We start from the raw sequence: 26856 nt of genomic DNA on the forward strand, positions 1-26856 counted from the left end.
GAACAGTCAGGAATATTTTAAAGGAGAATAGTATGGTTTATTTAAAATCTATAGATGCCTTTGGTTTTAAGTCATTTGCTGAACATACAAATGTCCAATTTGATGAAGGTGTAACAGCAATTGTTGGACCTAATGGTAGCGGTAAAAGTAATATTACTGATGCGATAAAATGGGTGTTAGGTGAACAGTCAGCTAAATCATTACGTGGCGCCAAAATGGAAGATATTATATTTTCAGGCGCCGAGCATAGAAAAGCTCAAAATTATGCAGAAGTAAAATTGAAATTAGAGAATAGTTCTGGAAAGTTACAAGTTGATTCAACTGAAGTAACAGTTACACGTCGTTTGTATCGAAGTGGCGAAAGTGAATATTATTTGAATAATGATAGAGCAAGATTGAAAGATATCATTGATTTATTTTTAGATTCAGGGTTAGGAAAAGAAGCGTTCAGTATTATTTCGCAAGGACGTGTAGACGAAATATTAAATGCTAAGCCTATAGATAGAAGGCAAATATTAGAAGAATCTGCTGGAGTTTTAAAATATAAAAAAAGAAAAGCAACTTCTGTTCAAAAATTGGATCAAACAGAAGATAATTTGTCACGCGTAGAAGATATACTTTATGACTTAGAAGGTCGTGTAGAACCATTACGTGAAGAAGCCGCGATTGCAAAAGAATACAAACACTTATCCAAAGAAATGGAAAAAAGTGACGTCTTAGTAACGGTCCATGATATAAAACAATATAGTGACAATATTAATGAATTAGATGATAATTTAAACCATTTAAAAAGTCAGCAGGCAACAAAGGATGCTGAAAAAGTACAACATACACAATCTTTAAATAAATATAAAGCTGAAAGACAACAATTAGATACACGCATCGAGTCATTAAATTTCGAGTTGGTCAAAGCAACTGAAGAAGTAGAAAAATTCACAGGACAGCTCAATGTATTGGAAGAACGAAAAAGAAATCAATCGGAAACGAATGCACGCTTTGAAGAAGAACAAGAAAGTCTATTAAATCAAGCTGAGAATTTAAATAAAGAGAAGACAGAAGTTCAGTTAGAAATCGATAGATTAAAAGCCCAACAAAAAGAATTAAATGAAAAAGTGCAATATTTAGAATCACAATTGTATGTTACTGATGAACAACATGATGAAAAACTTGAAACCATTAAAGATGAATATTATCAACTTATGTCTGAACAATCAGATGTAAATAATGATATTCGCTTTTTAGAACATACGATACAGGAAAATGAATCAAAACAATCACGTTTAGATTCAAGGTTAGTAGAGGCGTATGAACAATTAAAGCATATTCAATCTGATATTAATGAGGCAGAAAAGCAAAGCACAACAACGAAAAAAGAACTGAAAAACGCAGAACAACAATTGAATGAATACGAACGTAAATTAACACAATTAAAACAACAACGTAGTGAATATGAAGAAAAATTACATCAAGCATATCGTTTTAATGAAAAGTTAAAGTCTCGTATTGATAGTGCGGCAACACAACAAGAAGAATATAGTTATTTTTTTAATGGTGTAAAGCATATTCTGAAAGCTAAAAACAAACAACTTACAGGTATACGAGGGGCAGTTGCTGAAGTTATTCAAGTACCTTCTGATTTAACAAAAGCGATTGAAATAGCTTTAGGCGCCTCTTTACAACATGTAATAGTAGATTCTGAAAAAGATGGCAGACAAGCGATTCAATATCTTAAACAAAATGGATTGGGTAGAGCGACCTTTTTACCTTTAAATGTGATACAACCAAGACATATTGCGAATGATATTTTAAATTCTGCAAAAACGTCCCAAGGATTCATTAATATTGCATCAGAGGCTATCCAAGTCGATTCAGATTATCAGAATGTATTACAAAATTTATTAGGAAACACCATTATTGTCGATGAATTAAAAAATGCAAATGAGTTAGCAAGAAAAATTCGTTATCGCACTAGAATTGTTACGCTCGAGGGCGATATCGTTAACCCAGGTGGATCGATGACTGGTGGTGGTGATCGTAAAACTAAAAGCATATTGGCACAAAAAGATGATCTAGCTAAAATGCGAGCACAACTAGAAGACTATCAACAACAAACCATTGAATTCGAAAAGCAATTTCAAGCAATTAAAGAAGCGTCAGATCAAATTAGTGAAAATTATTTTGAAACAAGTCAACAATATAATTCTGCAAAACAAAGATTACATGATTTTGAATTAGAATTAGACCGTTTGAGAAAAAGTGAAGCACATTTGAAAGATGAACATGAAGAATTTGAATTCGAAAAAAATGATGGTTATCAAAGTGAAACAAGTAAGCAGACGTTAACAGAAAAGAAACAAAGACTTGACCAAATTAAAGCGCAATTACTTAAACTTGAAGAAGACATCAATCTTTACACTAAATTATCAAAAGAAGGTAAAGCAAGCACCACTCAAACCCAACAACAATTACATCAAAAACAGTCAGATTTAGCTGTCGTAAAAGAACGTTTAAATGCCCAAAAACAATCTCTTACAAAAATCACTAAACAATTGGAAAGTGTAGAGAAGCAACAAGAAAAATTGGATGAGCAAATTAAATTATTTAACTCAGATGAAATGACTGGGGAAAAAGCATTTGAAACGATTCAAAGTCATATTGAACAAAGTAAGGTTACTAAAGAAAAACTTACTGTTGATATAGAAGACGTTAAATCGCGCAGACTAGAATTGAATGATACAATTGAAGAGACAGATCAAAAACTTCAAGAGGCTAACCAAGATATATTATCTATTGAAAATCGCTATCAAGATATCAAGGCAGAACAGTCACGTTTGGATGTGTTAATCAATCATGCGATTGACCATTTGAGCGATGATTATCATTTAACTTATGAACGTGCAAGTGAATTATATGAATTAGATGAAGCGATTGATGTATTACGTAAAAAAGTAAAATTAACAAAAATGTCAATAGAAGAACTAGGGCCTGTTAATTTGAATGCAATTGAGCAATTTGAAGAAATTAATACGCGCTATACGTTTTTAGATGAACAACGTGCTGATTTAAGAGCAGCTAAATTAACTTTAGAACAATTGATTGATGAAATGGATCAAGAAGTAAAAGATCGTTTTAAAGAAACGTTCCATGCAGTACAAGGCCACTTTGCTGATGTGTTTAAATCTCTTTTTGGTGGCGGACAAGCAGAACTACGCCTTACTGATGATGATTATTTATCAGCGGGTGTGGATATTATTGTGCAACCACCTGGTAAAAAACTACAGCACTTATCGTTATTAAGTGGTGGGGAAAGAGCACTAAGTGCTATCGCATTATTATTTGCCATACTTAAAGTACGCTCAGCACCATTTGTAATTTTAGATGAAGTTGAAGCCGCTTTAGATGAAGCTAATGTAATACGTTACGCGCAATACTTAAAAGAATTATCAGATCAGACTCAATTTATAGTTATTACACATCGTAAAGGCACAATGGAATTTTCAGATAGATTATATGGTGTGACGATGCAAGAATCTGGCGTATCTAAATTAGTGAGTGTTAATTTAAATACAATTGATGAAGTCATTAAGGAGGAACAAGTATGAGCTTTTTCAAACGGTTAAAAGATAAATTTGCTTCTTCATCAGAAGCGGAAAATAAGCAAGAAGATTTAGAGCAATTACCTGAATTAGAACAACAAGATACGGATCAAACGAAAGAAGACGAACCAAAGAAAAAACCTAAAAAATTAAAAGAAGCCGATTTTGATGATGATGGTCTAATTTCTATAGAGGATTTTGAAGAGATAGAGGCACAACAATTAGGTGCGAAATTTAGAGCAGGTTTAGAAAAATCAAGAGAAAATTTCCAAGCACAACTAAACAACTTAATCGCACGTTACCGTAAAGTAGATGAAGAATTCTTTGAAGCATTAGAAGAAATGTTAATTACTGCAGATGTTGGTTTTAATACAGTTATGCAGTTAGTTGAAGAATTAAGAGAAGAAGCACAAAAACGTAATATATCCGAAACAGAAGATTTACGTGAGGTTATCGTAGAAAAAATTGTTGAAATATACCATCAAGATGATGAACACTCAGAAGTCATGAATATAGAAAACGAAGGTCTGAATGTTATTTTAATGGTTGGTGTAAATGGCGTAGGTAAAACAACTACAATTGGTAAGTTGGCTCATCGTTACCAAGCTGAAGGTAAAAAAGTTATGCTTGCTGCAGGTGACACTTTCAGAGCAGGCGCAATCCAACAGTTAAAAGTATGGGGAGAACGCGTTGGCGTTGATGTTATGAGTCAAAATGAAGGTTCAGATCCTGCTGCTGTGATGTACGATGCAATTAATGCAGCGAAAAGTAAAGGCATTGATATTTTAATTTGTGATACAGCGGGTCGTCTACAAAACAAATCTAATCTGATGAATGAATTAGAAAAAGTAAAACGTGTTATCAGCCGTGCAGTACCTGAAGCACCACATGAAGTACTGTTATGTTTAGACGCAACAACTGGACAAAATGCCTTATCACAAGCTAAATCGTTTAAAGAAGTGACTAATGTAACAGGGATTGTGTTAACTAAACTAGATGGAACTGCTAAAGGTGGTATTGTATTAGCGATACGTAATGAATTGCACATACCAGTTAAATATGTTGGCTTAGGTGAAAAATTAGATGACTTGCAACCATTCAATCCTGAAAGTTATGTATATGGTCTGTTTGCTGATATGATAGAGCAAAATGTAGAAGAAGTCGATGATGTAACTGATGAACAATCGAACGAAATTGAAGGTCAATCTGATGAGTCAAAATGATTTAATAAAAACAATTCGTATGAATTACTTGTTTGATTTTTATCAAGCCTTGCTCACTAAGAAGCAAAGAAATTATTTAGAATTATTTTACCTGCAAGACTATTCATTGAGTGAGATAGCTAATACATTTGATGTGAGTCGCCAAGCAGTGTATGATAACATAAGAAGAACTGGCGATTTAGTGGAAGATTATGAGGAAAAATTGGGATTATATCGAAATTTTGAACAAAGACAGAACTTATATGAACAAATAAAACAACATATTAATGATCCAGAACAAATAAAAAAATATATTCAAGCACTTGAAGATTTAGATTAATTAGAGAACAAAAAGGAGGGTATTTGATATGGCATTTGAAGGATTATCCGATCGTTTACAAGGAACGATGCAAAAAATCCGTGGTAAAGGTAAAGTGACAGAAGCAGACATTAAGCTAATGATGCGTGAAGTTAGACTCGCATTATTAGAAGCCGATGTTAACTTTAAAGTTGTAAAGGATTTTGTCAAAACTGTATCAGATAGAGCTTTAGGTTCAGATGTTATGAAATCATTAACACCTGGACAACAAGTGATTAAAATTGTTCAAGAAGAACTTACCCAATTAATGGGTGGGGAAAATTCAACAATTACGATGGCAAATAAACCACCTACTGTTGTGATGATGGTTGGTTTACAAGGTGCCGGAAAAACAACAACTGCAGGTAAACTCGCATTATTAATGCGTAAAAAATACAATAAAAAACCTATGCTGGTAGCTGCTGATATTTATCGTCCGGCTGCAATAGATCAATTGCAAACAGTTGGTAAACAGATTGATATACCAGTTTATAGCGAAGGTGACCAAGTCAAACCGCAGCAAATTGTAGAAAATGCAATTAAGCATGCTAAAGAAGAACATTTAGACTTTGTTATTATTGATACAGCAGGTCGTTTACACGTTGATGAAGCATTAATGCAAGAGTTAAGTGATGTTAAAGAAATCACAAAACCTCATGAAATCATGCTTGTCGTGGATGCAATGACAGGTCAAGATGCAGTTAATGTTGCACAATCCTTTGATGAACAATTAGAGGTATCTGGTGTAACGCTAACTAAACTCGATGGTGATACGCGCGGTGGTGCTGCGTTATCCATTAGATCCGTAACTCAAAAACCAATTAAATTTGTTGGTATGAGTGAAAAATTAGACGGTTTAGAACCATTCCACCCTGAACGTATGGCATCTCGCATTCTCGGTATGGGTGACGTACTAAGTCTAATAGAAAAAGCACAACAAGATGTAGATGAAGACAAAGCAAAAGATTTAGAAAAGAAAATGCGCACGTCTTCCTTCACTTTAGATGACTTTTTAGAACAACTTGATCAAGTGAAAAATCTTGGTCCTTTAGATGATATTATGAAAATGATACCGGGTATGAACAAGATGAAAGGTATCGATAAACTTAATATGAATGAAAAGCAAATCGATCATATTAAAGCAATTATACAATCCATGACACCAAGTGAACGTAACGATCCAGATACTTTAAATGTATCTCGAAAAAAACGTATCGCTAAAGGCTCAGGACGTTCAGTTCAAGAAGTTAACAGATTGATGAAACAATTCAATGATATGAAGAAAATGATGAAACAATTTTCCGGTGGCGGCAAAGGTAAAAAAGGAAAACGTAAACAGATGGAAAATATGATGAATGGTATGAATTTACCGTTTTAAAATGTGTTTCTTAAATTGAGTAATAATTAAAAAGTAGTAATCCACAGCAGAGTCGTGGATTACTACTTTTTTTGTGCTATATCCAATCTATAAACTAATAGAAAGCGTACGATGTTGAATCACTATTAAATTCCAATATTTTCTCTAAATGTTGTACCTTCGTATTCAGTACGATACAATCCACGTTTTTGTAATTCAGGCACAACATCATCGACAAAATCTTCAAAACTATTTGGAAATTCTGGAGGCATTAAGTTAAAACCATCCGCAACACCCGCGTCAAACCAGCGTTCCATTTCATCTACAATATCCTTTGGTGTTCCGATGAGTGTTAAATGCCCACCTCCAGCACTTAAATAACCTAATAACTCACGTAATGTTGGATTTTTATCTTTAATGATTTCTAGCACAGTTTGATAGCGTCCTTTAGGTCCTTTAAAAGATTCGACAGGTGATAATGGTGGTACCGGTTCATCCAAATCCCAGCTATGGCAATTTTGACGAATAAAAAAGGCTAATTGATTTAAAGCGGTATCAACTTCTAAAGATTCATCGAGTTTTTGTTTTTTTGCATAAGCTTCTTCATAAGTTTGTCCGACATATGTAACTAATCCAGGAAATACTTTCAAACTATCTTTGGGCTTACCTTCTTGTATCAATTTTTGATTTAATTTGTTCTTGAAAGCGCTTGCTTGATTGAAATTCCAAGCAACAGCATAAACTGCATCAGCATATTTAGTTGCTAATGCGATACCAGGATCGGAGGCGCCCGCTTGCATTGCAATGGGTTTCCCTTGAGGGCTACTTGGGGTTGTTAAAGGTCCACGGACATTGAAATGTTCTCCTTCATGATTAATAGCGTTGATTGCTGATGGATTGATTAACTTATTATCTTCTTTATCGTGTAAAAAGTCATCCACTGACCATGATTCGAGTAAACGATTCATCACTTGTGCAAATTCATCTGCTTTTTTATAGCGTTCCTCGTGTTCAGGTAAATGGTCCATACTATGATTAGCAGCTTCCATATCAGTCATTGACGTTACTAAATTCCAACCAGCACGACCTTGACTCATATGGTCTAGACTGAGTAGTTGTCTAGCAGCTGTGAATGGATTGGAGAATGTACTAGATATCGTAGCAACTAGGCCCACATGTTGTGTAACTTGCGATATTGCTGCTAAATTAACGAGGGGATCAAACCAAAATGCAGGCATATCACTTTTCGAACTAGCTGGAAAAGATTGATTGTCAGCAAAAAATATGGCATCAAATAAGCCTTGTTCTGCAGTTCTTGCTAATGATTGATAATAAGTAATATCACCAATACGCTCAATGCTTGAATGTGGCATACGCCATGCAGCCTGATGATGGCCACAAGCATAGATAAGTACACCGATGTTTAAATGTTGTGCTTGTGTCATTGAATGACTCAGTCCTCCTTATTAGTTCATTGTTAAGCCACCGTCGACTGTAAAATTTTGACCTGTGATGCCATTTGCTTCATCTGATAAGAGATATGCAACCATATTAGCAACATCTTGTGGTGCGGTTACCTTTTTTATTGGAGTGGTTTGAGCAATTAAATCGAATACTTCAGTAGTGGTACTTGCACTTGCATCCGTTGTCTTTAATAAGCCGCCAGAAACGACATTAGATGTGATACCATATTGACCTAATTCTGCAGCTAAATTGCGTGAAAAACCAATCAAACCAGCTTTAGCTGTTGTATATTCATGATAAGGGACGACAGGATTTTGAAATAAATTTGTACCAATTGAAATGATATGGCCATTTTGTCTTTCGATGAATTGAGGTATAACACTTTGACACAAATTAAAAGCAGCTTTCAATGTACCATCAATTTGTTGTTGATAATCCTCCCATGTAAGGTCAACAAATGCTTGTTGTTGAACAGGGTCAAATTTAAAGCCAACAAGTGCATTATTGACTATAGCATCTATGTGACCAAAATATTGCGTAGCTTTCTCAACTAACGCGTCTATTTCATTGCGTTTTGTAACATCTGCTTGGATAGCGATTGATTGATGAGTTCCAATTTCATCTACAAGTTGTTGTGCAGCTTGTCTGCTGTTGTGATAGTTTATGACAACGTTATGTCCTTGTTGCGCTAATGTGTTCACGATTGTCGCACCTAATCCTCGACTGCTACCAGTTACAATTACAGTTTTTTTCATTTTATACACTCCTTATTTTCTATAAAAAAATACACAACGCTCCTGAAAGAAGGTTGTGTATAATGAATATAGACATATGTATCAAAGTACTTCAAAATATTGAAATATGCTAGACTTCACACTTTCCTCCGCTAGTTTAAACTAGATCAGGTTCAAAGGGTTTGAGTCAGACTCATCTCAGTTAGAAACACCCCTAGTGCATTTGTTATGTAATTTAAGTTAAATGTATATTTTTTAGTGAATTATGTCAAGTTAAGGGTGATTAAGGAGATGTGGCTTCCCAAGAATTAAAGTAGAAAAAGAATTTTGCGTAATAATGAAATTGGTAAAGAAGAAACTCTTTACAAATTATTGAATTACTGTTATTATTATTTCTTGTAGAAAATAAAAACTATGAAAACAAAAGGAGCGAATATAAATGGCAGTTAAATTACGTTTAACACGTTTAGGTTCAAAAAGAAATCCATTCTATCGTATCGTAGCAGCTGATGCTCGTGCACCACGTGACGGTCGTAATATCGAACAAATCGGTACTTACAACCCAAACAATGTGAATGCAGCTGAAGTTAAAATCGACGAAGAATTAGCACTTAAATGGTTAAAAAATGGTGCGAAACCAACTGATACAGTTCATAATATCTTATCAAGAGAAGGCATCTTGAAGAAATTTGACGATCAAAAATAGGATTTCGACAAATAAACAAATATATGATTTGTAAGGGTACCTTGAAGGGTACTCTTTTTTTATAGACATTATCGATAATAATATAAGCAAGTTGATATTTTAAAAATGTCATTACATGAATATTGTATTTGTGTCACTGCGTATAACTTCACATGTTATAATAATAAGACAAATCATAGCATACATAATCAATTTTAATAGATAAATAATAGTGGAGGCACGTATATGAAGGTAGAGATAGGTAAAATTGTTAATACACATGGTATTAAAGGAGAAATAAAAGTAAAATCAAATTCAGATTTTACAGAAACACGCTTTCAGCCTGGGGAGCTTGTAATTATTGAACGTAAAAATAAAGAGCCATTAGAATTCACAATTGCTTCTTATCGTATGCATAAAGGTCTTCATATGTTGACATTTGAAGGCATTAATAATATTAATGATATTGAATATTTAAAAGGTGAAACCATTATGCAAGAACGAGATCATGAAGAAATAGAACTCGGTGAACATGAATTTTATTATTCAGATATCATTGGTTGCACTGTATTTGATGACGATGATACACCAATTGGACGCGTTACAGAAATTTTCGAAACAGGCGCAAATGACGTGTGGGTAGTTAAAGGTGACAAAGAGTACTTGATTCCATATATCGCTGATGTTGTTAAGGATATTGATGTAGAGGGTAGACGTATTCAAATTACACCAATGGAAGGATTGTTGGATTAATGAAGATTGATTTTCTAACTTTATTTCCAGAAATGTTTAATGGTGTTTTAAACCAATCCATTTTAAAGCGTGCACAAGATAAAAATATGTTAACAGTCAATACAGTTGATTTTAGACATTTTGCAGAAAATAAACATAATCAAGTGGATGATTATCCTTTTGGTGGTGGTCAAGGCATGGTATTAAAGCCTGAACCCATTTTTAATGCAATGGAAAGTATTGAAAAAACAGATGACACAAGAGTGATTTTAATGTGTCCGCAAGGCAAACCATTTACACAAGCGATAGCAAATGAACTAAGCCAATCAGAACATGTAGTGTTTATTTGTGGTCATTACGAAGGCTATGACGAAAGAATACGTGAACACTTAGTTACAGACGAGATTTCTATGGGAGACTATGTATTAACGGGAGGCGAATTACCTGCAATGGTGATGACAGACGCCATAGTGAGATTATTACCAGGTGTTTTAGGTAACCAACAATCTCATGAAGATGATTCATTCCAAGATGGCTTATTAGAATTCCCACAATATACAAGACCACGAGAATATAAAGGGATGAGTGTACCGGATGTATTACTTTCAGGTAATCATGCTCATATTGATCGATGGCGACATGAACAAAAAATTCTACGTACATTTGTAAAACGACCAGATTTATTAGAACGGTATCCAATGACAGTTGAAGAAAAAGATATTGTAGAAAGATACAAAAAGCAATTGAAAAAAGACTAGCAATGTGCTAACATATTTTAAGTGTGCGACACACGAAAAATCACTATGATCCGCTGCTATATTTTGTCGAGGCAAGAACATAGGTTGAAGGAGAGAAAAAATAATGAGTAATCACAAATTAATCGATGCAGTAACTCAATCGCAATTACGCACAGATTTACCTTCATTCCGTCCAGGTGACACTTTAAAAGTGCACGTACGTATTATTGAAGGTACACGTGAACGTATCCAAGTATTCGAAGGTGTAGTAATCAAACGCCGTGGTGGAGGTATTTCAGAAACTTTCACTGTTCGTAAGATTTCTTCAGGTGTAGGTGTGGAACGTACTTTCCCATTACACACACCAAAAATCGAAAAAATCGAAGTTCCACGTCGTGGTAAAGTTCGTCGTGCTAAATTATACTACCTACGTGAATTACGTGGTAAAGCTGCTAGAATTAAAGAAATTCGTTAATCAGCATATTAAGCATATAAAAAGCGGTTCTCATTATGAGAATCGCTTTTTTATTTAAATATATAGCCCACGACGATTAGTAAATGGCAAAGTCGTGGGCTTTTAATATGACCAAATAGGGACTAAAAAAATATGTCCTTAAATTTCTCTTTTTGAAGATTTTGAAATGCGCTTTGTAAAAATAATATTTGAGATGATACCTATCACCGTCAAAATAATTAATGTTTTATGGTAAGGTGGTGCATATTTGAGTTTGATTATTTCTTGTCCTTTATCAACAGGAATGACAGTCATTATACCATTACCTTGCTTTACAGTGACTTTTTTATCTCCTTCATAGGCTTGCATCCCATCTCTATACGCCATTGGCAAGACTAAGTAGCCTGCATCATTTTTATGCTTATGAATCGTATAGCCATTACGTTGTTGTGTGACTTTAACAGCGTCTAATGAACTAGATGCATGGCGCAAGGTATGATAATCTTCGCCATATATGCCTTTAACATTCACTCGATACTTACCTTTAGACAATTTAAGATTAAGTTTTTCGTTTGCTTTAACCCTCATTGTGACTGGTGTTACAAAACGTCTATATTTATAAGATAACTCATTACGATGTTGATTGTATTCGTTAATACCAACGTCATGTTCCTTATCTGGAGAAAGTAATTCAACATCCATTTCAACGTACATATCTTTATATTTATTAGCAATAGACGAAGGCAATTGGTAACTTATACCACCATTGTCTTTTTCTATAATCAGTTGATGATTATCTAATCTATGTGCATCTTTTAGTGTTGCAGAAGTATCGGATAATAAGTTTTTATTCGGCTTGAACGATTGATTGGCTTCTGTATTATTGTCAAAAACGACACCTTGTAGCATGGCTTGTTCTTTATCTAAGGGTGATTTTAAATCATTCGCATTATAAACCTTATTAGTAATGTGTGCACTTGGATAATGGATTTGATTAACTGAATGTATAAATGATTCTTTTTTAGAATGATGAACTATATCTTTCTGTGTAAATCCATAGGGCATATTTAAATCATCAGGCCGACGAATACGGTCCTCTACATGCCATAAAGCCATTAAGTTGGCGCGATTAGATAATAAACGATACGTGCTGTTTTTATCTGTATGCATATTGATTTGTAGTGTTTTATCATAATATTTTAAAATATCGCCATCGAAAATACTTGAATATAAAGCAATGCCATTAAAATGGTAAATCATTGGTGAATTTAATCCATATTGAGACATATAATCGATACGATGTAATGGATCATCTTGCTGGTGGTTGATTGCATTTATTTTTTTGGCTAAAGCTGGGCTATGATAATCAGAGTCCTGTATGGCTTGTTTTGTAGATTCATATCTTTTCACATTATTATAGTAATCATTAGATAATATGAATGCTTGTTGAATTACAAATAAAACTATTATGGATACCTTAAACCAATGATTTTGTAATAAGTTTTTCTTAAATAATAATAAAGCGATAAATACCATAAGTATGAAACAAATAATCATCCATGACATTTTTTGATCTGTAACGATAATATTCATGACTAGCATGATGATACATACTGGAATGCAGGTTAAGATATAGGGTTTCAGAGTTAATTCCGATAGGTGCTGGATAAATAGGGCGATTAAGCCAGCAGACATGATTGCAAATATGTATACCCATCTACGTTCTGGAGTTGAAAATCCATTGAATATGCTATCGAAATGTGGTGTAAGTGACCCAATCAACATGATCCACGTAGCAATTGCAAATAATCTATAATAATAATGTTTGTATAGTTTAAAAGATAATAAAGCGACCACAGTTATTATAGACACTGTAATATAAAAACCATTTGTGAAAAAATGCTTTTGACGTGCGAAATCAGTGAACAGTGGAATTTTAAAATACGGGTTACTAACTCGATCGTTATTGAAAAATGAAGTAACGCCCGTATAAAAGCCCCAGATGCCTATTAAAGTACTTAAAATAACTGCAATAGGAATCAAAATAAGTTGTTGTTTCCGAGAAACCAAATCAGTTGGATGTGGAAAGATAAACCTATAAGCGACGTATGCTAGGAGGACAATCGCTTCGTAATAACTAAAATAAAAATTTGAAAATAAGGTTAGTGCAATGGCGAATATGAATAAACCAATTTTCTTTTCTTTATAAAATCGTTCAACACCTAGTAATGATAAAGGAAGGAAAATAAGTAAATCACCGTAATACGACCAAGTGAAATTAAAATAAATCACAGTCGTTGATGAAGCATAAAGCATTGCAGCAAGCAACGTAGCATAATTTTTAAATTTTAAATATCTAAAAAAGTAAAATGAAATGACAAACGTGACAACACCTTTGACAAAAGCAACAATAATTTGATTGCTTGCCCAATAACTTATTTGGTTAGGATGACTATTAAATAAAATCTCTGAAAACCAAACAAAAATGAAGTTAATCCATGTTAAAGGTGAGGTCGAATAATAATATGATAAGTCTTTAACATAATCGCCACCTAGCCCAAATGAGTGATCATAAAATTGTTTGAATTGGCTAAAGTGTTCATAAAGGTACATTTGAAAGGGCATCATTTGCCTAAAACCGTCACCTGATCCACTAAATACATTACCTTGCGTTATATATCGATAGATGTACGGTGTAAATGTTAATAGTGCAACTAAAATGCCCATTGCTATAATACAAAATAATCTTGAAACTTTGTGAGACCAAAGTTTACGAAACATGGTTATACCTCATCTCCGACAAACTCCTTTTAAATTATGAATTTATTTGTTTTTATATCTCTTTCTCATAAACCATGATAGCGATCCTATAATGAAAATAATTGAAATAGCAGTAACCGTATACCAATATTTTGGACGATATTTGATTATGATTTCTTTGCTATCTTTTGAAACTGGCACGCCAGTCATCATATAATTCACATTTAATGGTTTAATTTTTTTGTTGTCGACATATGCAGTCATGCCTTCACGATACGGTATATTAATCGTAGCGATTCCTTTTTCGTGAGGACCTAACTTAACCTTCACGCCATTTTTAATATCTGTATAATGTCCATCGTTATTTTGCTTTGCATATGCTGATTTTAAATGATTGTAGTTTTCACCATGCAAACTTTGAATATCTAGATAGTAATTACCTGTTGGGCTTAGCCCAACATTTATATTACCATTTTTATCAGGTTGTGTTCTATAAAGTTGTGTATCCACACCTGTTCGATAAGTCGAATTGTTGTACAAGCGGTTATTTGTATAGTTATTTATTTGGACTGAAAAATTACTATCTGGTAGACCACGTTTGACTTTAATCGTTAAATAAAAGTCATGATAACGTTGTCTTAAATGTTTAGGTATATGAATTTGTACATGGCTATCGTTTTTAGAAGCATGTATTTGATGATTGCGTTTGTTATCTATATCTTTGTACGTGATACGAGTTTGATTTAATAAATTTGGTGCCTTTGCCGTATAAGATGCACCTTTATTATTTAAAATAACGCCATCCATCATTGCATGTTCTTTATCAATAGGGTTATGTAAATCATTTGAATTATACTTTTTATTAGAAACACGTACAGATGGTAAATTTAAAGTGTTTTCATAAATTTCATATTGACCATCGTTTTTAATCTTTTTGAAGTATGCAGGAATATTATGTTGATAGCGCTTGACCATTAGATATTTAATAGAAAATAAACTGCTCATATTTTGACGCCCATTGGTTGATTGATATCTACTCACTGATTCTTCTTGCATATTGATTTTTAGCTCATCATAGTAAAAATCTAATATGTTATGATCAAATATACTAGAATAGATACTGAGTCCTTTAAATTGTTGATACATCGGCGTATTGTCTTGTTCATTGACACGCCAATCTATGCGCTCATCTTCAAGTTTATGTGTATTCATATCTTTAACTAATTGCTGTTGTAATGGTGTGTTAAAAAGGCTTGCATTCACAAAATAAGCATTAGCACGTTTGACATGGTCTTCAAAATAAATTTGATTTCGTATAAATACAGTAGAAACTAAGACTGTTAAAATCATTATTGATAAAACAAATAAATGTGTAAGTTTAAGTTTGATATGAGATTCATTGATTAATAGAATTAAAAAGCCAATTAAACTCACTATGGGTGCGAACCAAACCCATGCTACAACATCATCATAATACCATGCACTTAAGCCAATAATACTTAATGAGATAACGGATGAAAAAATATAGTTTGGTATAGAAATTGTCCGAAAATATTTTACATATAAGCCAATTAAAACTGCAGAATTAAATGCTATTAAATAATGCCAACGTTTTTGTGGCGCTGAAAAGCCATTAAATATCTGATCGATAAAAGGAACAAAACTAGCACAAATTAATATAAGCGTAGAAATTGCAAATAATTTGAAATAATAATGTTTGTATAATTTGAATGATAATAACGCCTGACCAGTGATAAATAATATTACGATTAAATAATTATCATAAAAAACATTGGTATTTTGATTGAATGGCTCAAATAAATCTACATTACCGTCAAAAGGTGTGCGTCTATTATTAAAGAAACTTTGAATTGCTGGGAAAAAGAATGGAAGACTACATCCTAATCCAATAACTGATGCAATAAATAAAGACATGAAAGACTTGAACCTAGGAATGATATCAGCTTGATGTCTAAACACTAGTCTGATAGTTAAATAAATTAATCCAGTTAATAATTGATAATATGCAAAATAAAAATTATTGATTAATGTAATGGCTACTATAATGATAAAGAAACCAATCTTCCCACTTTTTAAAAAACGTTCGATTGACCAAAATAACAACGGTAACCAAATAAAAACATCACTGAAAAATGGCCAATATACTGTGAACCTGAAATAGATTGGTGAAATTACAAAAATGAACGCAGCTAGAACGGCAATTTTTTTATTTAAAGCTATATAACGGACATATAGATAAGTCGCAAGCATTGCAATCGCAGATTTAAAAATAGAAACAATGAGTGCATTGGTCATCCAAAACATAATATGAGTAGTATCCAGTGTTATAAACGTCTTTAATAAAACAATTACAATCACATTTATGATAAAAATAATATTTGTGGAGAAGTAATAGCTTAAGTCACTAAAAAAATCACCACCGAGTCCAAAATCTGAAGCATAAAAGAAATTACCATGATGCCAGTTATCAAATAGATACATTTGTATCGGCACCATTTGTTCCATACCATCATTAGGACCCGTGAATAAAACACCATCATGAATAAATCTATATATGATGTAACTATGGCCAACGACTGCCAATGTTACGAATAAACAAAGATATAATAATTTTTGTTTCATAGGCAATCTCCTATTTATTTGTTTAATATAATTCTATTGTATCTACATTTTTAGTATTTAGATAAAAATAACTATTATTATTTAGAAAAATTTTAATTTTGAATGTTAGGTTTTTAATTTTTACAAAGAAAGGTTAGAAATTCAAGTTATTGTTTAATGAATCATTGGTATTGTAAATAAAAATGAAAATATCATGCACTTGCTGTTTTTTTTGTTGTAAAATTAAGAATGAACAGTGATTATCTAATTAATTTGTTTATAACACATGCACCAACGTGTTATGATGCTAAAGCAAACTAAACGGTATGAACGAATAAAATAATAAACAAAATTGATAAAAGTCATAAGTAATAGAAGGGTGAGATATATGGTAATTCAGTGGTATCCAGGTCATATGGCCAAAGCAAAAAGAGAAGTTTCAGAGCAATTAAAAAAAGTAGATGTTGTATTTGAACTTGTAGATGCGCGCATACCTTATAGTTCTAGAAATCCAATGATTGATGAGGTTATACAACAAAAGCCTAGAGTCGTTATTTTAAATAAAAAAGATATGGCAAATTTAAAAGAATTAGAGAAATGGGAATCATATTTTAAAGAAAAAGGCTTTTATCCAGTTGCAATTGATGCGAAGCATGGTAAAGGTCTAAAACAAGTTGAACAAACTGCTATCAAAGCAACCAAAGAAAAATTTGAAAAAGAAAAACAAAAAGGATTAAAACCACGTGCGATTAGAGCAATGATAGTAGGGATACCCAATGTAGGTAAATCAACATTGATTAATAAATTAGCTAATAAATCAATTGCAAAAACGGGTAACACCCCTGGTGTTACAAAGCAACAACAGTGGATTAAAGTAGGTCAATCGCTACAATTATTAGACACACCAGGTATATTATGGCCAAAATTTGAGGATCAATTGGTTGGAAAAAAACTAAGTGTTACGGGTGCAATCAAAGATAGTATTGTTCACTTAGATGAAGTGGCAATCTATGCGTTAGACTTTATGAAAGCACATGATTATGACGGTTTAATACAGCACTATAAAACAGATGTTTCAAAAGAAGCAGAAAATATAGAGTGGTTTGATGCGATAGGCCGTAGAAGAGGATTGTTAAGACGAGGTAATGAAATTGATTACGAAGCGGTCATAGATTTAATTATACACGAAGTGAGAAACGCTAAAATCGGTACGTATACATTTGATATTATTTCCGAAATGGACGTGTAATGGATTATGAGCGAAACGATAAAGGACATTAAAAGTAAGTTACAGCATATGCTGTCAATAAGTGAATTAGAGCGAAGTGAATATAATAATGATGCACGCAAAGGTGTGCAAAATGCAATGATACAAAGACGTAAACAATTAGAAAAAGAACAAGTGTTATTAGATAATTATGTGAAAATGACAGAATTTGAAAATAGCATCTTAGCAGAAAATCCAGACGCGCTTATTTGTGGTATAGATGAGGTGGGGCGTGGTCCATTAGCAGGTCCAGTTGTTACATGTGCAGTTATTTTAAATAAAAATCATCATTTCACAGGGTTAAATGATTCTAAAAAACTTTCAGCAAAACAAAGGCATTCAATCGAAGGTCAATTACTGAATGATGTGTATGCTTATGCATATGGATATGCTTCGGTGGAAGAAATAGATGAAATAAATATTTATGAGGCAACGAAATTAGCAATGCACAGAGCGATTGAAGGATTGAGAATTAAACCAACACATCTACTTGTAGATGCTATGACATTGGATATTGATATACCGCAAACATCTTTAATTAAAGGTGACGCTAGAAGTGTTTCGATAGCTGCTGCTAGTGTCTTAGCTAAAGAACACAGAGATCAATATATGCGAGATTTAGGTAGAAAATATCCAGGTTATGGTTTTGAAAACAATGTTGGATATGGTACGCAACAACATTTAGATGGAATTAAAAAATATGGCATTTTAAATGAACATCGAAAAACATTTGAACCAATTAAATCTTTGGTAAATTAATAGTTAAAATAAAATAATTGGATTAAGTAGGATAAATGAGTTTACAATAGCGCTTTCATTTCTTATAATTGAATATGAACTTAACCTAAGAAACAGGAGGATGGAGAATGAATATCCACGAGTATCAAGGTAAAGCAATATTTCGTTCTATGGGCGTTGCTGTCCCAGAAGGACGCGTAGCATATACTGCTGAAGAAGCAGTAGAAAAAGCAAAAGAATTAGATTCAAAAGTTTACGTGGTTAAAGCACAGATTCACGCAGGGGGCAGAGGGAAAGCAGGCGGTGTTAAAATCGCTAAATCTCTTTCTGAAGTTGAAACTTATGCTAAAGAATTGTTAGGTAAAACACTTGTTACACATCAAACTGGTCCAGAAGGTAAAGAAATTAAACGCCTTTACATAGAAGAGGGCTGCGATATTCAAAAAGAATATTATGTTGGTTTTGTCATCGATCGTGCGACAGATAGAGTTACTTTGATGGCTTCAGAAGAAGGCGGTACTGAAATTGAAGAGGTTGCTGCTAAAACACCTGAAAAAATATTCAAAGAAACAATTGATCCTGTTGTAGGATTGGCACCATATCAAGCTAGAAGAATTGCTTTTAACATTAATATTCCTAAAGAATCTATAAATAAAGCAGCTAAATTTTTAGTATCACTTTATAATGTTTTCATCGAAAAAGATTGCTCAATCGTTGAAATCAACCCACTTGTTACTACGGGTGAGGGTGAAGTTTTAGCATTAGATGCTAAAGTTAATTTTGATGATAACGCATTATTTAAACATAAAGATATTCAAGAATTACGTGATTTAGAAGAAGAAGATCCAAAAGAAACCGAAGCTTCTAAATACGATTTATCATATATCGCTTTAGATGGTGATATTGGTTGTATGGTTAACGGCGCTGGTTTAGCAATGGCAACTATGGATACAATCAATCACTTTGGCGGTAATCCGGCTAACTTCCTTGACGTAGGGGGCGGCGCAACTAAAGAAAAAGTTACTGAAGCATTTAAAATTATCTTAGGTGATGAAAATGTAAAAGGTATCTTTGTAAATATCTTTGGTGGCATTATGAAATGTGACATTATCGCTGAAGGTATTGTTGCTGCAGTTAAAGAAGTCGAGCTTACTTTACCACTTGTCGTACGTTTAGAAGGTACAAATGTTGAAAGAGGTAAAGAAATTCTTAAAGAATCTGGATTAGCAATTGAACCAGCAGCTACAATGGCTGAAGGCGCACAAAAAATCGTAAAACTTGTTAAAGAAGCATAAGGAAAGGATGGGAGCACGAAGATGAGCGTATTTATTGATAAAAATACAAAAGTAATTGTACAAGGTATAACAGGGTCAACTGCCCTTTTCCATACAAAACAAATGCTTGAATATGGTACACAAATTGTTGCTGGGGTAACTCCAGGTAAAGGCGGACAAGTTGTTGAAGGCGTTCCAGTATTCAATACAGTTGAAGAAGCACAAAAAGAAACAGGTGCAACAGTATCAGTTATTTATGTACCAGCACCATTTGCTGCTGATGCAATTTTAGAATGTATCGAAGCTGAACTAGATTTAGCTATTTGTATCACAGAACATATTCCTGTAATTGATATGGTTAAAGTAAAACGTTATTCAGAAGGTAAGAAAACACGTGTAGTAGGACCTAACTGTCCAGGTGTCATTACTGCTGATGAATGTAAAATTGGTATTATGCCAGGATACATCCATAAAAAAGGTCATGTAGGCGTTGTATCACGCTCTGGTACATTAACATATGAAGCGGTACATCAATTAACTGAAGAAGGTATCGGTCAAACGACTGCGGTTGGTATTGGTGGCGACCCAGTTAATGGTACAAACTTTATAGATGTATTAAAAGCATTTAATGAAGATGATGAAACTAAGGCTGTCGTTATGATTGGTGAAATCGGGGGTACTGCAGAAGAAGAAGCTGCTGAATGGATTAAAGCTAATATGACGAAACCTGTTGTAGGCTTCGTAGGCGGTCAAACAGCTCCTCCTGGTAAACGTATGGGCCATGCTGGTGCGATTATCTCAGGTGGTAAAGGAACTGCAGAAGAGAAAATTAAAACACTTAACAGTTGTGGTGTTAAAACAGCAGACACACCTTCTGAAATTGGTACAACTTTAATTGATGCAGCTAAAGAAGCTGGCATCTATGAACAATTATTGACTGTAAAATAATTTTATTTATTAAAAGTCAGCGCAAATTCCGATAGTATGTCGGAGTTTGTGCTTTTTTAGGTTGTATGAGCTGATATTAAAATTAAAAAAATGCATTTGATAAAGTACTTTATATAGTAGAAATGCGACCGCTAAATTAAAGATAAATAAAATTAATATCTCCAATTGAAAGATCAGATGTTGTCAATTTAGAAATTTAAAATTACTCTTTAAAATCATATGACTTATTACGATCATTTGACAAAATTTTGTAATACGCAGCATATATATTTTATCGTATAATATGAGGTATAAAGGAGTATGATAAATGAACGATTTAGACCTTTTAAAGCTTCGATTTGCTGGACTATCTACACAACAAATACATCGATTATTAAGATTTTCTCCCTCTTTTATGAAATATAGTAAGGTAGATAAACAATACATACTCAAACAATTTTTGGGAACAGTAAAAATAACTGCAAAAAATGAAAATGTATACCGATTATATGTGACAACTAATTTTGAAATACTATTCAAACAATTAAAAGCATGGAAAGTTCATTTCATAACAATTAATCACCGTTTATATCCACAGTTATTGCGAGAAATTTATGATCCACCCCTAATCCTATTTTATCGCGGTAAGCTCACTTTAATGCAATCTCCTCGTACCCTAGCTATTATTGGATCTAGACAAGCGACACAATATACATGGCAATCACTTCAAACATTTTTTCCTTCATTTAAAAAACATCATTTGACGATAATATCAGGGCTTGCAAAAGGTGCAGATATGATGGCGCATCAACATGCTTTGTTATTTAAGTTACCTACAATTGCGGTATTAGGATTTGGACATATGCATCATTATCCGAAAGAAACTAAAGAGATAAGACAGCAAATTGAAAAAGATGGAATAGTTATAAGTGAATATCTCCCTCTCGAAAAGCCCAAAAGATACCATTTCCCAGAAAGGAATAGATTGATTAGTGGACTTTCTAAAGGTATCTTTATCACAGAATCTGCAGAAAATAGTGGCACAAGTATCACGACGCGATTTGCATTAGAACAAAATAGAGATGTGTATGTCTTACCTGGTACAATATTTAATAAAATGACATTAGGCAATTTGCGTAGTGCTCAAGAAGGTGCGAAAATTGTATTGAATGCGGATGATATATTAGAAGATTTTATTATATGAAAAGTAAATAACACACAACTTTAAAACAGATTTTATTTAACGCTTTGTTTTTTAATAATATATGAAAAAATACTGCTGATTGATAAAGTTTGGGATGAAATAACGGTATAAATTTAATCAAGTCAAAATTAAAAACATTGACAAAAACAAAATACACCGTTTATCATTTATCTTTGTAATTAGAAAATGCAAGGGGGTAACTACTTTGGCAGAAAATTTAGTCATAGTTGAATCGCCTGCAAAAGCTAAAACCATTGAAAAATATTTAGGTAAAAAATATAAAGTAATCGCATCAATGGGGCACGTTAGAGACTTGCCTCGTAGTCAAATGGGTGTAGATGCTGAAAATGATTATGAACCCAAATATATTACGATACGTGGTAAAGGTCCAGTTGTAAAAGAATTGAAAAAACATGCTAAGAAAGCGAAAAAAGTATTCTTAGCGAGTGACCCCGACCGTGAAGGTGAAGCTATTGCTTGGCATTTAGCGAATATATTAAACTTGGAAGATTCAACAGAAAATAGAGTAGTGTTTAATGAAATAACAAAAGATGCAGTAAAAGATAGTTTTAAACATCCAAGAGGCATCGAAATGGAACTCGTTGATGCGCAACAAGCACGACGTATTCTAGATCGTTTAGTCGGTTATAATATCTCACCTGTATTATGGAAAAAAGTTAAAAAAGGGTTATCTGCTGGTCGTGTACAATCTGTGGCATTAAGACTAGTTATAGATCGTGAAAATGAAATTAGAAATTTCAAACCAGAAGAATATTGGAAAATTGAAGGCGAATTTAGATATAAGAAAACAAAATTCACAGCTAAATTTCTTCATTTTAAAAATAAACCATTTAAATTAACTGAAAAAGCAGATGTTGAAAAAATTACTACGCAGTTAGATGGCGATCAGTTTGAAGTGACTAAAGTGACTAAAAAGGAAAAAACGCGTTATCCAGCTAATCCTTTTACAACGTCAACACTTCAACAAGAAGCAGCTCGTAAATTGAATTTCAAAGCACGTAAAACAATGATGTTAGCCCAACAACTATATGAAGGTATAGATTTGAAAAAGCAAGGTACAGTTGGTTTAATCACTTATATGCGTACAGATTCAACAAGAATCTCAGACCAAGCGAAATCAGAAGCGAAAAATTACATTCAAGAAACATATGGTAATGACTATACATCTAATCGAAAATCAAAAGGTCAAGGCGATCAAGATGCCCATGAAGCTATCAGACCGTCTAGTACTTTACGTACACCAAATGAAATGAAAAATTTCTTAACTAGAGATCAACATAGATTATATAAATTAATTTGGGAACGTTTTGTTGCCAGTCAAATGGCACCTGCAATTTTAGATACAGTTGCAATGGATTTGACGCAAAATGACATCAAATTCCGAGCAAATGGACAGACAATCAAATTTAAAGGTTTTATGACTTTATATGTTGAAACCAAAGATGACAGTGAAGATGGTAAAGATAACAAATTACCAAATATTGGTGAAGGTGAAATGGTTACAGCTACGAACATTGAACCATCACAACATTTTACTCAACCACCACCACGCTATACTGAAGCGCGTTTAGTGAAAACAATGGAAGAATTGAAAATTGGACGTCCTTCCACATATGCACCAACAATCGATACAATCCAGAAAAGAAATTATGTGAAAAATGAAAGTAAACGTTTTGTGCCAACTGAATTGGGCGAAATTGTTCATGAACAAGTTAAAGATTACTTCCCAGAAATTATCGATGTTGACTTTACAGTAAACATGGAAACATTATTGGATAAAGTTGCCGATGGTGAGATTGGCTGGAAAAAAGTGATTTCAGATTTTTACAGTAGTTTCAAACAGGATGTAGAACGCGCAGAAGAAGAAATGGAAAAAATAGAAATAAAAGATGAACCTGCTGGTGAAGACTGTGAAGTCTGTGGTTCACCTATGGTTATTAAAATGGGTCGTTATGGTAAATTCATGGCTTGTTCAAATTTCCCAGATTGTCGAAATACAAAAGCTATTGTTAAGACAATTGGTGTGACTTGTCCTAAGTGTAAAGAAGGCGACGTTGTAGAACGTAAATCTAAAAAGAATCGTATTTTTTATGGTTGTTCTAAATATCCAGAGTGTGATTTTGTAACTTGGGATAAACCGATAGGAAGAGATTGTCCTAAATGTGAGCATTACTTAGTTGAGAAAAAACAAGGACGTAAGAGCCAAGTAGTATGTTCAAATTGTGATTACAAAGAAGAAGAGCAAAAGTAATATAGTATAGCGAATTTACGCTTGCAATCGTATTTATGAAAGAAATAGTTTAAACAATAACAGCAACTTATGACACATATATATAATGTAGATGCATGTATTTATATTTATGATACGATGTCTAAGTTGCTTTTTAATTATGGGAGGAAATCGAATGACTCAAGTTGTAAATGTAGTAGGTGCTGGTTTGGCTGGTTCAGAAGCAGCATATCAATTAGCGCAACGAGGCGTAAAAGTAAATCTTATAGAAATGAGGCCGGTGAAACAGACACCTGCACATCATACCGATAAATTTGCAGAACTCGTATGTTCGAATTCACTACGAGGCAATGCTTTAACAAATGCTGTCGGTGTACTTAAAGAAGAAATGAGACAGTTAGATTCTTTAATTATCAGTGCAGCGGATAAAGCGCGTGTGCCTGCCGGTGGCGCTCTAGCAGTCGATCGACATGATTTTGCTGGCTATGTGACTGAAACATTAAAAAATCATCCAAATATCACAGTTTTAAATGAAGAAATTAATAGCATACCTGAAGGATATACGATTATTGCAACAGGTCCTCTAACGACAGACAAGTTAGCAAACGAAATTGTGGAGGCAACTGGAAAAGATCAGTTGTATTTCTATGACGCTGCGGCACCAATTATTGAAAAAGACAGTATTGATATGAATAAAGTGTATTTGAAATCCCGCTATGATAAAGGTGAAGCCGCATATTTGAATTGTCCTATGACAGAAGATGAGTTTAATACATTTTACGATGCGCTCATGGAAGCTGAAGTTGCACCTGTAAATGAATTTGAAAAAGAAAAATACTTTGAAGGTTGTATGCCATTTGAAGTAATGGCTGAACGTGGTAGAAAAACATTATTGTTCGGTCCAATGAAACCCGTGGGTCTCGAAGATCCTAAAACAGGCGAAAGACCATACGCTGTCGTACAACTACGCCAGGATGATGCTGCAGGAACACTATACAACATTGTAGGTTTCCAAACACATTTAAAATGGGGAGCTCAAAAAGATGTCATCAGATTAATTCCAGGATTAGAAAATGTTGAAATAGTTAGATATGGTGTCATGCACCGTAACACATTCATCAATTCGCCTGATGTTTTAACTGAAACTTATGAATTAAAAGGAAGAGAAGAACTTTATTTCGCAGGTCAAATGACTGGTGTTGAAGGATACGTAGAGAGTGCCGCTAGTGGACTCGTTGCAGGTATCAATGTAGCACATAAAATGCTTAACAAGGGAGAAGTCATTTTCCCTAGAGAAACAATGATAGGTAGCATGGCATATTATATTTCACATGCCAAAAATGAAAAAAACTTCCAACCAATGAATGCTAACTTTGGTTTACTACCAACATTGGAAAAGAAATTAAAAGATAAAAAATTACGTTATGAAAAATTAGCAGATCGTGCTTTAACATATTTAGATAATTATAAACAAACGCTATAAAATATTGTATTTTTATAATTCTTTCCGAAAATTTTGAAAGTTTTACTCAATTTAATAGTTATTTTTCGCAGACCCCTCTATCAATATGCTACAATTTATGTTGATGGAGGGGTTTTTATTGGAAAAAATCCAACAAGCGTATTTATATATGCTAAAAGTAGAAAAACAATTTTCAGAGCACACTTTAAAATCCTATCATGATGATTTAGAACAATTTAATGTTTTCTTAGCTCAAGAACATTTAGATTTGAATGCGTTTGAATACAAAGATGCTAGGAACTATCTCAGTTACTTATATTCAAAAAACTTGAAAAGAACCTCAGTTTCACGTAAAATTTCTACGCTGAGAAGTTTTTATGAATATTGGATGACACAAGATGAAGCGGTGGTAAATCCGTTCATACAATTGGTACATCCGAAAAAAGAACATTATTTACCACATTTTTTCTATGAAGAGGAAATGGAAGCATTATTTGACACGGTTGAAAATGATGCAAAAAAAGGCTTGCGAGATAGGGTAATCTTAGAACTACTTTATTCTACTGGTATTAGAGTTTCAGAGTTAGTGCATATAAAAGAACAAGACATAGATATGACGTCGCCAGGTGTAAAGGTATTAGGTAAGGGTGGCAAAGAACGTTTTATCCCCTTTGGCGAGTTTTGTAAACAAAGTATGGAACGATATTTAGCGTCATTCAAACCTAAATTAAATAGTGATCACGATTATTTATTAGTTAATATGAAAGGCGATCCTATCACTGAACGTGGCGTTCGTTATGTATTGAACGACGTAGTGAAACGAACGGCCGGTGTTACAGAGATACATCCTCATAAACTTAGACATACATTTGCGACACACATGTTAAACCAAGGTGCAGATTTAAGAACAGTGCAATCTTTGCTCGGTCACGTTAATCTGTCAACAACTGGTCGATATACACATGTGACAAATGAACAATTAAGAAAAGTATATTTAAATGCACATCCTCGTGCAAAAAAGGAGAATTAAAT

General features: G+C 33.4%; 20 protein-coding genes and 1 riboswitch. Of the genes, 16 read left to right on the forward strand and 4 right to left on the reverse strand.

Going from position 1 to position 26856, the window contains the following annotated elements:
• Positions 1–32: 32 nt before the first annotated feature.
• The 4 genes from smc to ffh are packed head-to-tail and all read left to right on the forward strand — an operon-like array spanning position 33 to position 6534.
• Positions 33–3602 carry a chromosome segregation protein SMC gene (gene smc, locus ACM595_RS01595; RefSeq protein WP_041080439.1) on the forward strand — a complete coding sequence of 1190 codons (3570 nt, stop codon included), beginning with the start codon at positions 33–35 and terminating at the stop codon, positions 3600–3602.
• Complete coding sequence (ftsY, locus tag ACM595_RS01600; protein ID WP_002483489.1) at positions 3599–4819, forward strand: signal recognition particle-docking protein FtsY; 1221 nt, start codon at positions 3599–3601, stop codon at positions 4817–4819. The genes smc and ftsY overlap by 4 nt, the downstream gene beginning before the upstream one ends.
• Positions 4806–5138, forward strand: a complete 333-nt coding sequence (locus ACM595_RS01605) for a putative DNA-binding protein (protein ID WP_011303280.1) — start codon at positions 4806–4808, stop codon at positions 5136–5138. Before ftsY ends, ACM595_RS01605 begins: the two co-directional genes overlap by 14 nt.
• A 28-nt stretch (positions 5139–5166) precedes the next feature.
• Positions 5167–6534 carry a signal recognition particle protein gene (gene ffh / locus ACM595_RS01610; RefSeq protein ID WP_041080441.1) on the forward strand — a complete coding sequence of 456 codons (1368 nt, stop codon included), beginning with the start codon at positions 5167–5169 and terminating at the stop codon, positions 6532–6534.
• 125 nt (positions 6535–6659) lie between these two features.
• On the opposite strand, the gene ACM595_RS01615 is transcribed toward ffh, so the two are convergent.
• The gene (locus ACM595_RS01615) at positions 6660–7958 is read right to left on the reverse strand and encodes an LLM class flavin-dependent oxidoreductase (protein ID WP_419744422.1); all 1299 of its coding nucleotides are present in this window, start codon (positions 7956–7958) and stop codon (positions 6660–6662) included.
• Between the two features lie 21 nt (positions 7959–7979).
• On the reverse strand, positions 7980–8732 hold the full coding sequence (locus ACM595_RS01620; RefSeq protein ID WP_041080443.1) for a 3-oxoacyl-ACP reductase: 753 nt from the start codon (positions 8730–8732) through the stop codon (positions 7980–7982).
• A gap of 106 nt (positions 8733–8838) precedes the next feature.
• Positions 8839–8937: riboswitch (TPP riboswitch) on the reverse strand.
• 213 nt (positions 8938–9150) lie between these two features.
• Here ACM595_RS01620 and rpsP point away from each other — a divergent pair.
• The 4 genes from rpsP (at position 9151) to rplS (ending at position 11340) form a co-directional block, all read left to right on the forward strand.
• Positions 9151–9417: a 30S ribosomal protein S16 gene (gene rpsP / locus ACM595_RS01625; RefSeq protein ID WP_002483484.1), complete on the forward strand. Its 267-nt coding sequence runs from the start codon at positions 9151–9153 to the stop codon at positions 9415–9417.
• A gap of 225 nt (positions 9418–9642) precedes the next feature.
• Complete coding sequence (gene rimM / locus ACM595_RS01630; protein WP_002483483.1) at positions 9643–10149, forward strand: ribosome maturation factor RimM; 507 nt, start codon at positions 9643–9645, stop codon at positions 10147–10149.
• Positions 10149–10886 carry a tRNA (guanosine(37)-N1)-methyltransferase TrmD gene (gene trmD, locus ACM595_RS01635; protein WP_002483482.1) on the forward strand — a complete coding sequence of 246 codons (738 nt, stop codon included), beginning with the start codon at positions 10149–10151 and terminating at the stop codon, positions 10884–10886. Before rimM ends, trmD begins: the two co-directional genes overlap by 1 nt.
• A 103-nt stretch (positions 10887–10989) precedes the next feature.
• A complete protein-coding gene (gene rplS / locus ACM595_RS01640) occupies positions 10990–11340 on the forward strand; it encodes a 50S ribosomal protein L19 (protein WP_069821928.1) in 351 nt (116 codons plus the stop codon).
• A 138-nt stretch (positions 11341–11478) separates the two neighbouring features.
• Here the strand turns inward: rplS and ACM595_RS01645 are convergent, their stop codons facing one another.
• Together ACM595_RS01645 and ACM595_RS01650 are read right to left on the reverse strand one after the other, a co-directional pair.
• Positions 11479–14100 carry a YfhO family protein gene (locus ACM595_RS01645; protein ID WP_041080444.1) on the reverse strand — a complete coding sequence of 874 codons (2622 nt, stop codon included), beginning with the start codon at positions 14098–14100 and terminating at the stop codon, positions 11479–11481.
• A gap of 42 nt (positions 14101–14142) precedes the next feature.
• Entirely contained in the window at positions 14143–16722 is a 2580-nt protein-coding gene (locus tag ACM595_RS01650; RefSeq protein ID WP_069838012.1) for a YfhO family protein, read from the reverse strand.
• Positions 16723–17089: 367 nt separating this feature from the next.
• On the opposite strand from ACM595_RS01650, the gene ylqF reads away from it, so the two are divergent.
• The 8 genes from ylqF to xerC all read left to right on the forward strand — a co-directional run bounded on the left by ylqF (position 17090) and on the right by xerC (position 26854).
• A complete protein-coding gene (ylqF, locus tag ACM595_RS01655) occupies positions 17090–17950 on the forward strand; it encodes a ribosome biogenesis GTPase YlqF (RefSeq protein WP_037538552.1) in 861 nt (286 codons plus the stop codon).
• Positions 17951–17956: 6 nt separating this feature from the next.
• Positions 17957–18727, forward strand: a complete 771-nt coding sequence (locus tag ACM595_RS01660) for a ribonuclease HII (RefSeq protein ID WP_041080446.1) — start codon at positions 17957–17959, stop codon at positions 18725–18727.
• Positions 18728–18834: 107 nt separating this feature from the next.
• A complete protein-coding gene (sucC, locus tag ACM595_RS01665) occupies positions 18835–20001 on the forward strand; it encodes an ADP-forming succinate--CoA ligase subunit beta (protein ID WP_002483476.1) in 1167 nt (388 codons plus the stop codon).
• A 21-nt stretch (positions 20002–20022) separates the two neighbouring features.
• Positions 20023–20928: a succinate--CoA ligase subunit alpha gene (sucD, locus tag ACM595_RS01670; RefSeq protein ID WP_002483475.1), complete on the forward strand. Its 906-nt coding sequence runs from the start codon at positions 20023–20025 to the stop codon at positions 20926–20928.
• Positions 20929–21235: 307 nt separating this feature from the next.
• Positions 21236–22111 carry a DNA-processing protein DprA gene (gene dprA, locus ACM595_RS01675; protein WP_041080447.1) on the forward strand — a complete coding sequence of 292 codons (876 nt, stop codon included), beginning with the start codon at positions 21236–21238 and terminating at the stop codon, positions 22109–22111.
• A gap of 205 nt (positions 22112–22316) precedes the next feature.
• The gene (topA, locus tag ACM595_RS01680) at positions 22317–24383 is read left to right on the forward strand and encodes a type I DNA topoisomerase (protein WP_002483473.1); all 2067 of its coding nucleotides are present in this window, start codon (positions 22317–22319) and stop codon (positions 24381–24383) included.
• Positions 24384–24537: 154 nt separating this feature from the next.
• On the forward strand, positions 24538–25845 hold the full coding sequence (trmFO, locus tag ACM595_RS01685; protein ID WP_041080450.1) for an FADH(2)-oxidizing methylenetetrahydrofolate--tRNA-(uracil(54)-C(5))-methyltransferase TrmFO: 1308 nt from the start codon (positions 24538–24540) through the stop codon (positions 25843–25845).
• Between the two features lie 118 nt (positions 25846–25963).
• Positions 25964–26854 carry a tyrosine recombinase XerC gene (gene xerC / locus ACM595_RS01690; RefSeq protein ID WP_037538546.1) on the forward strand — a complete coding sequence of 297 codons (891 nt, stop codon included), beginning with the start codon at positions 25964–25966 and terminating at the stop codon, positions 26852–26854.
• Positions 26855–26856 lie beyond the last annotated feature (2 nt).

Origin of the sequence: Staphylococcus sp. LKG3-1, assembly GCF_048568385.1 — a bacterium.
Lineage (GTDB): Bacteria > Bacillota > Bacilli > Staphylococcales > Staphylococcaceae > Staphylococcus > Staphylococcus saprophyticus.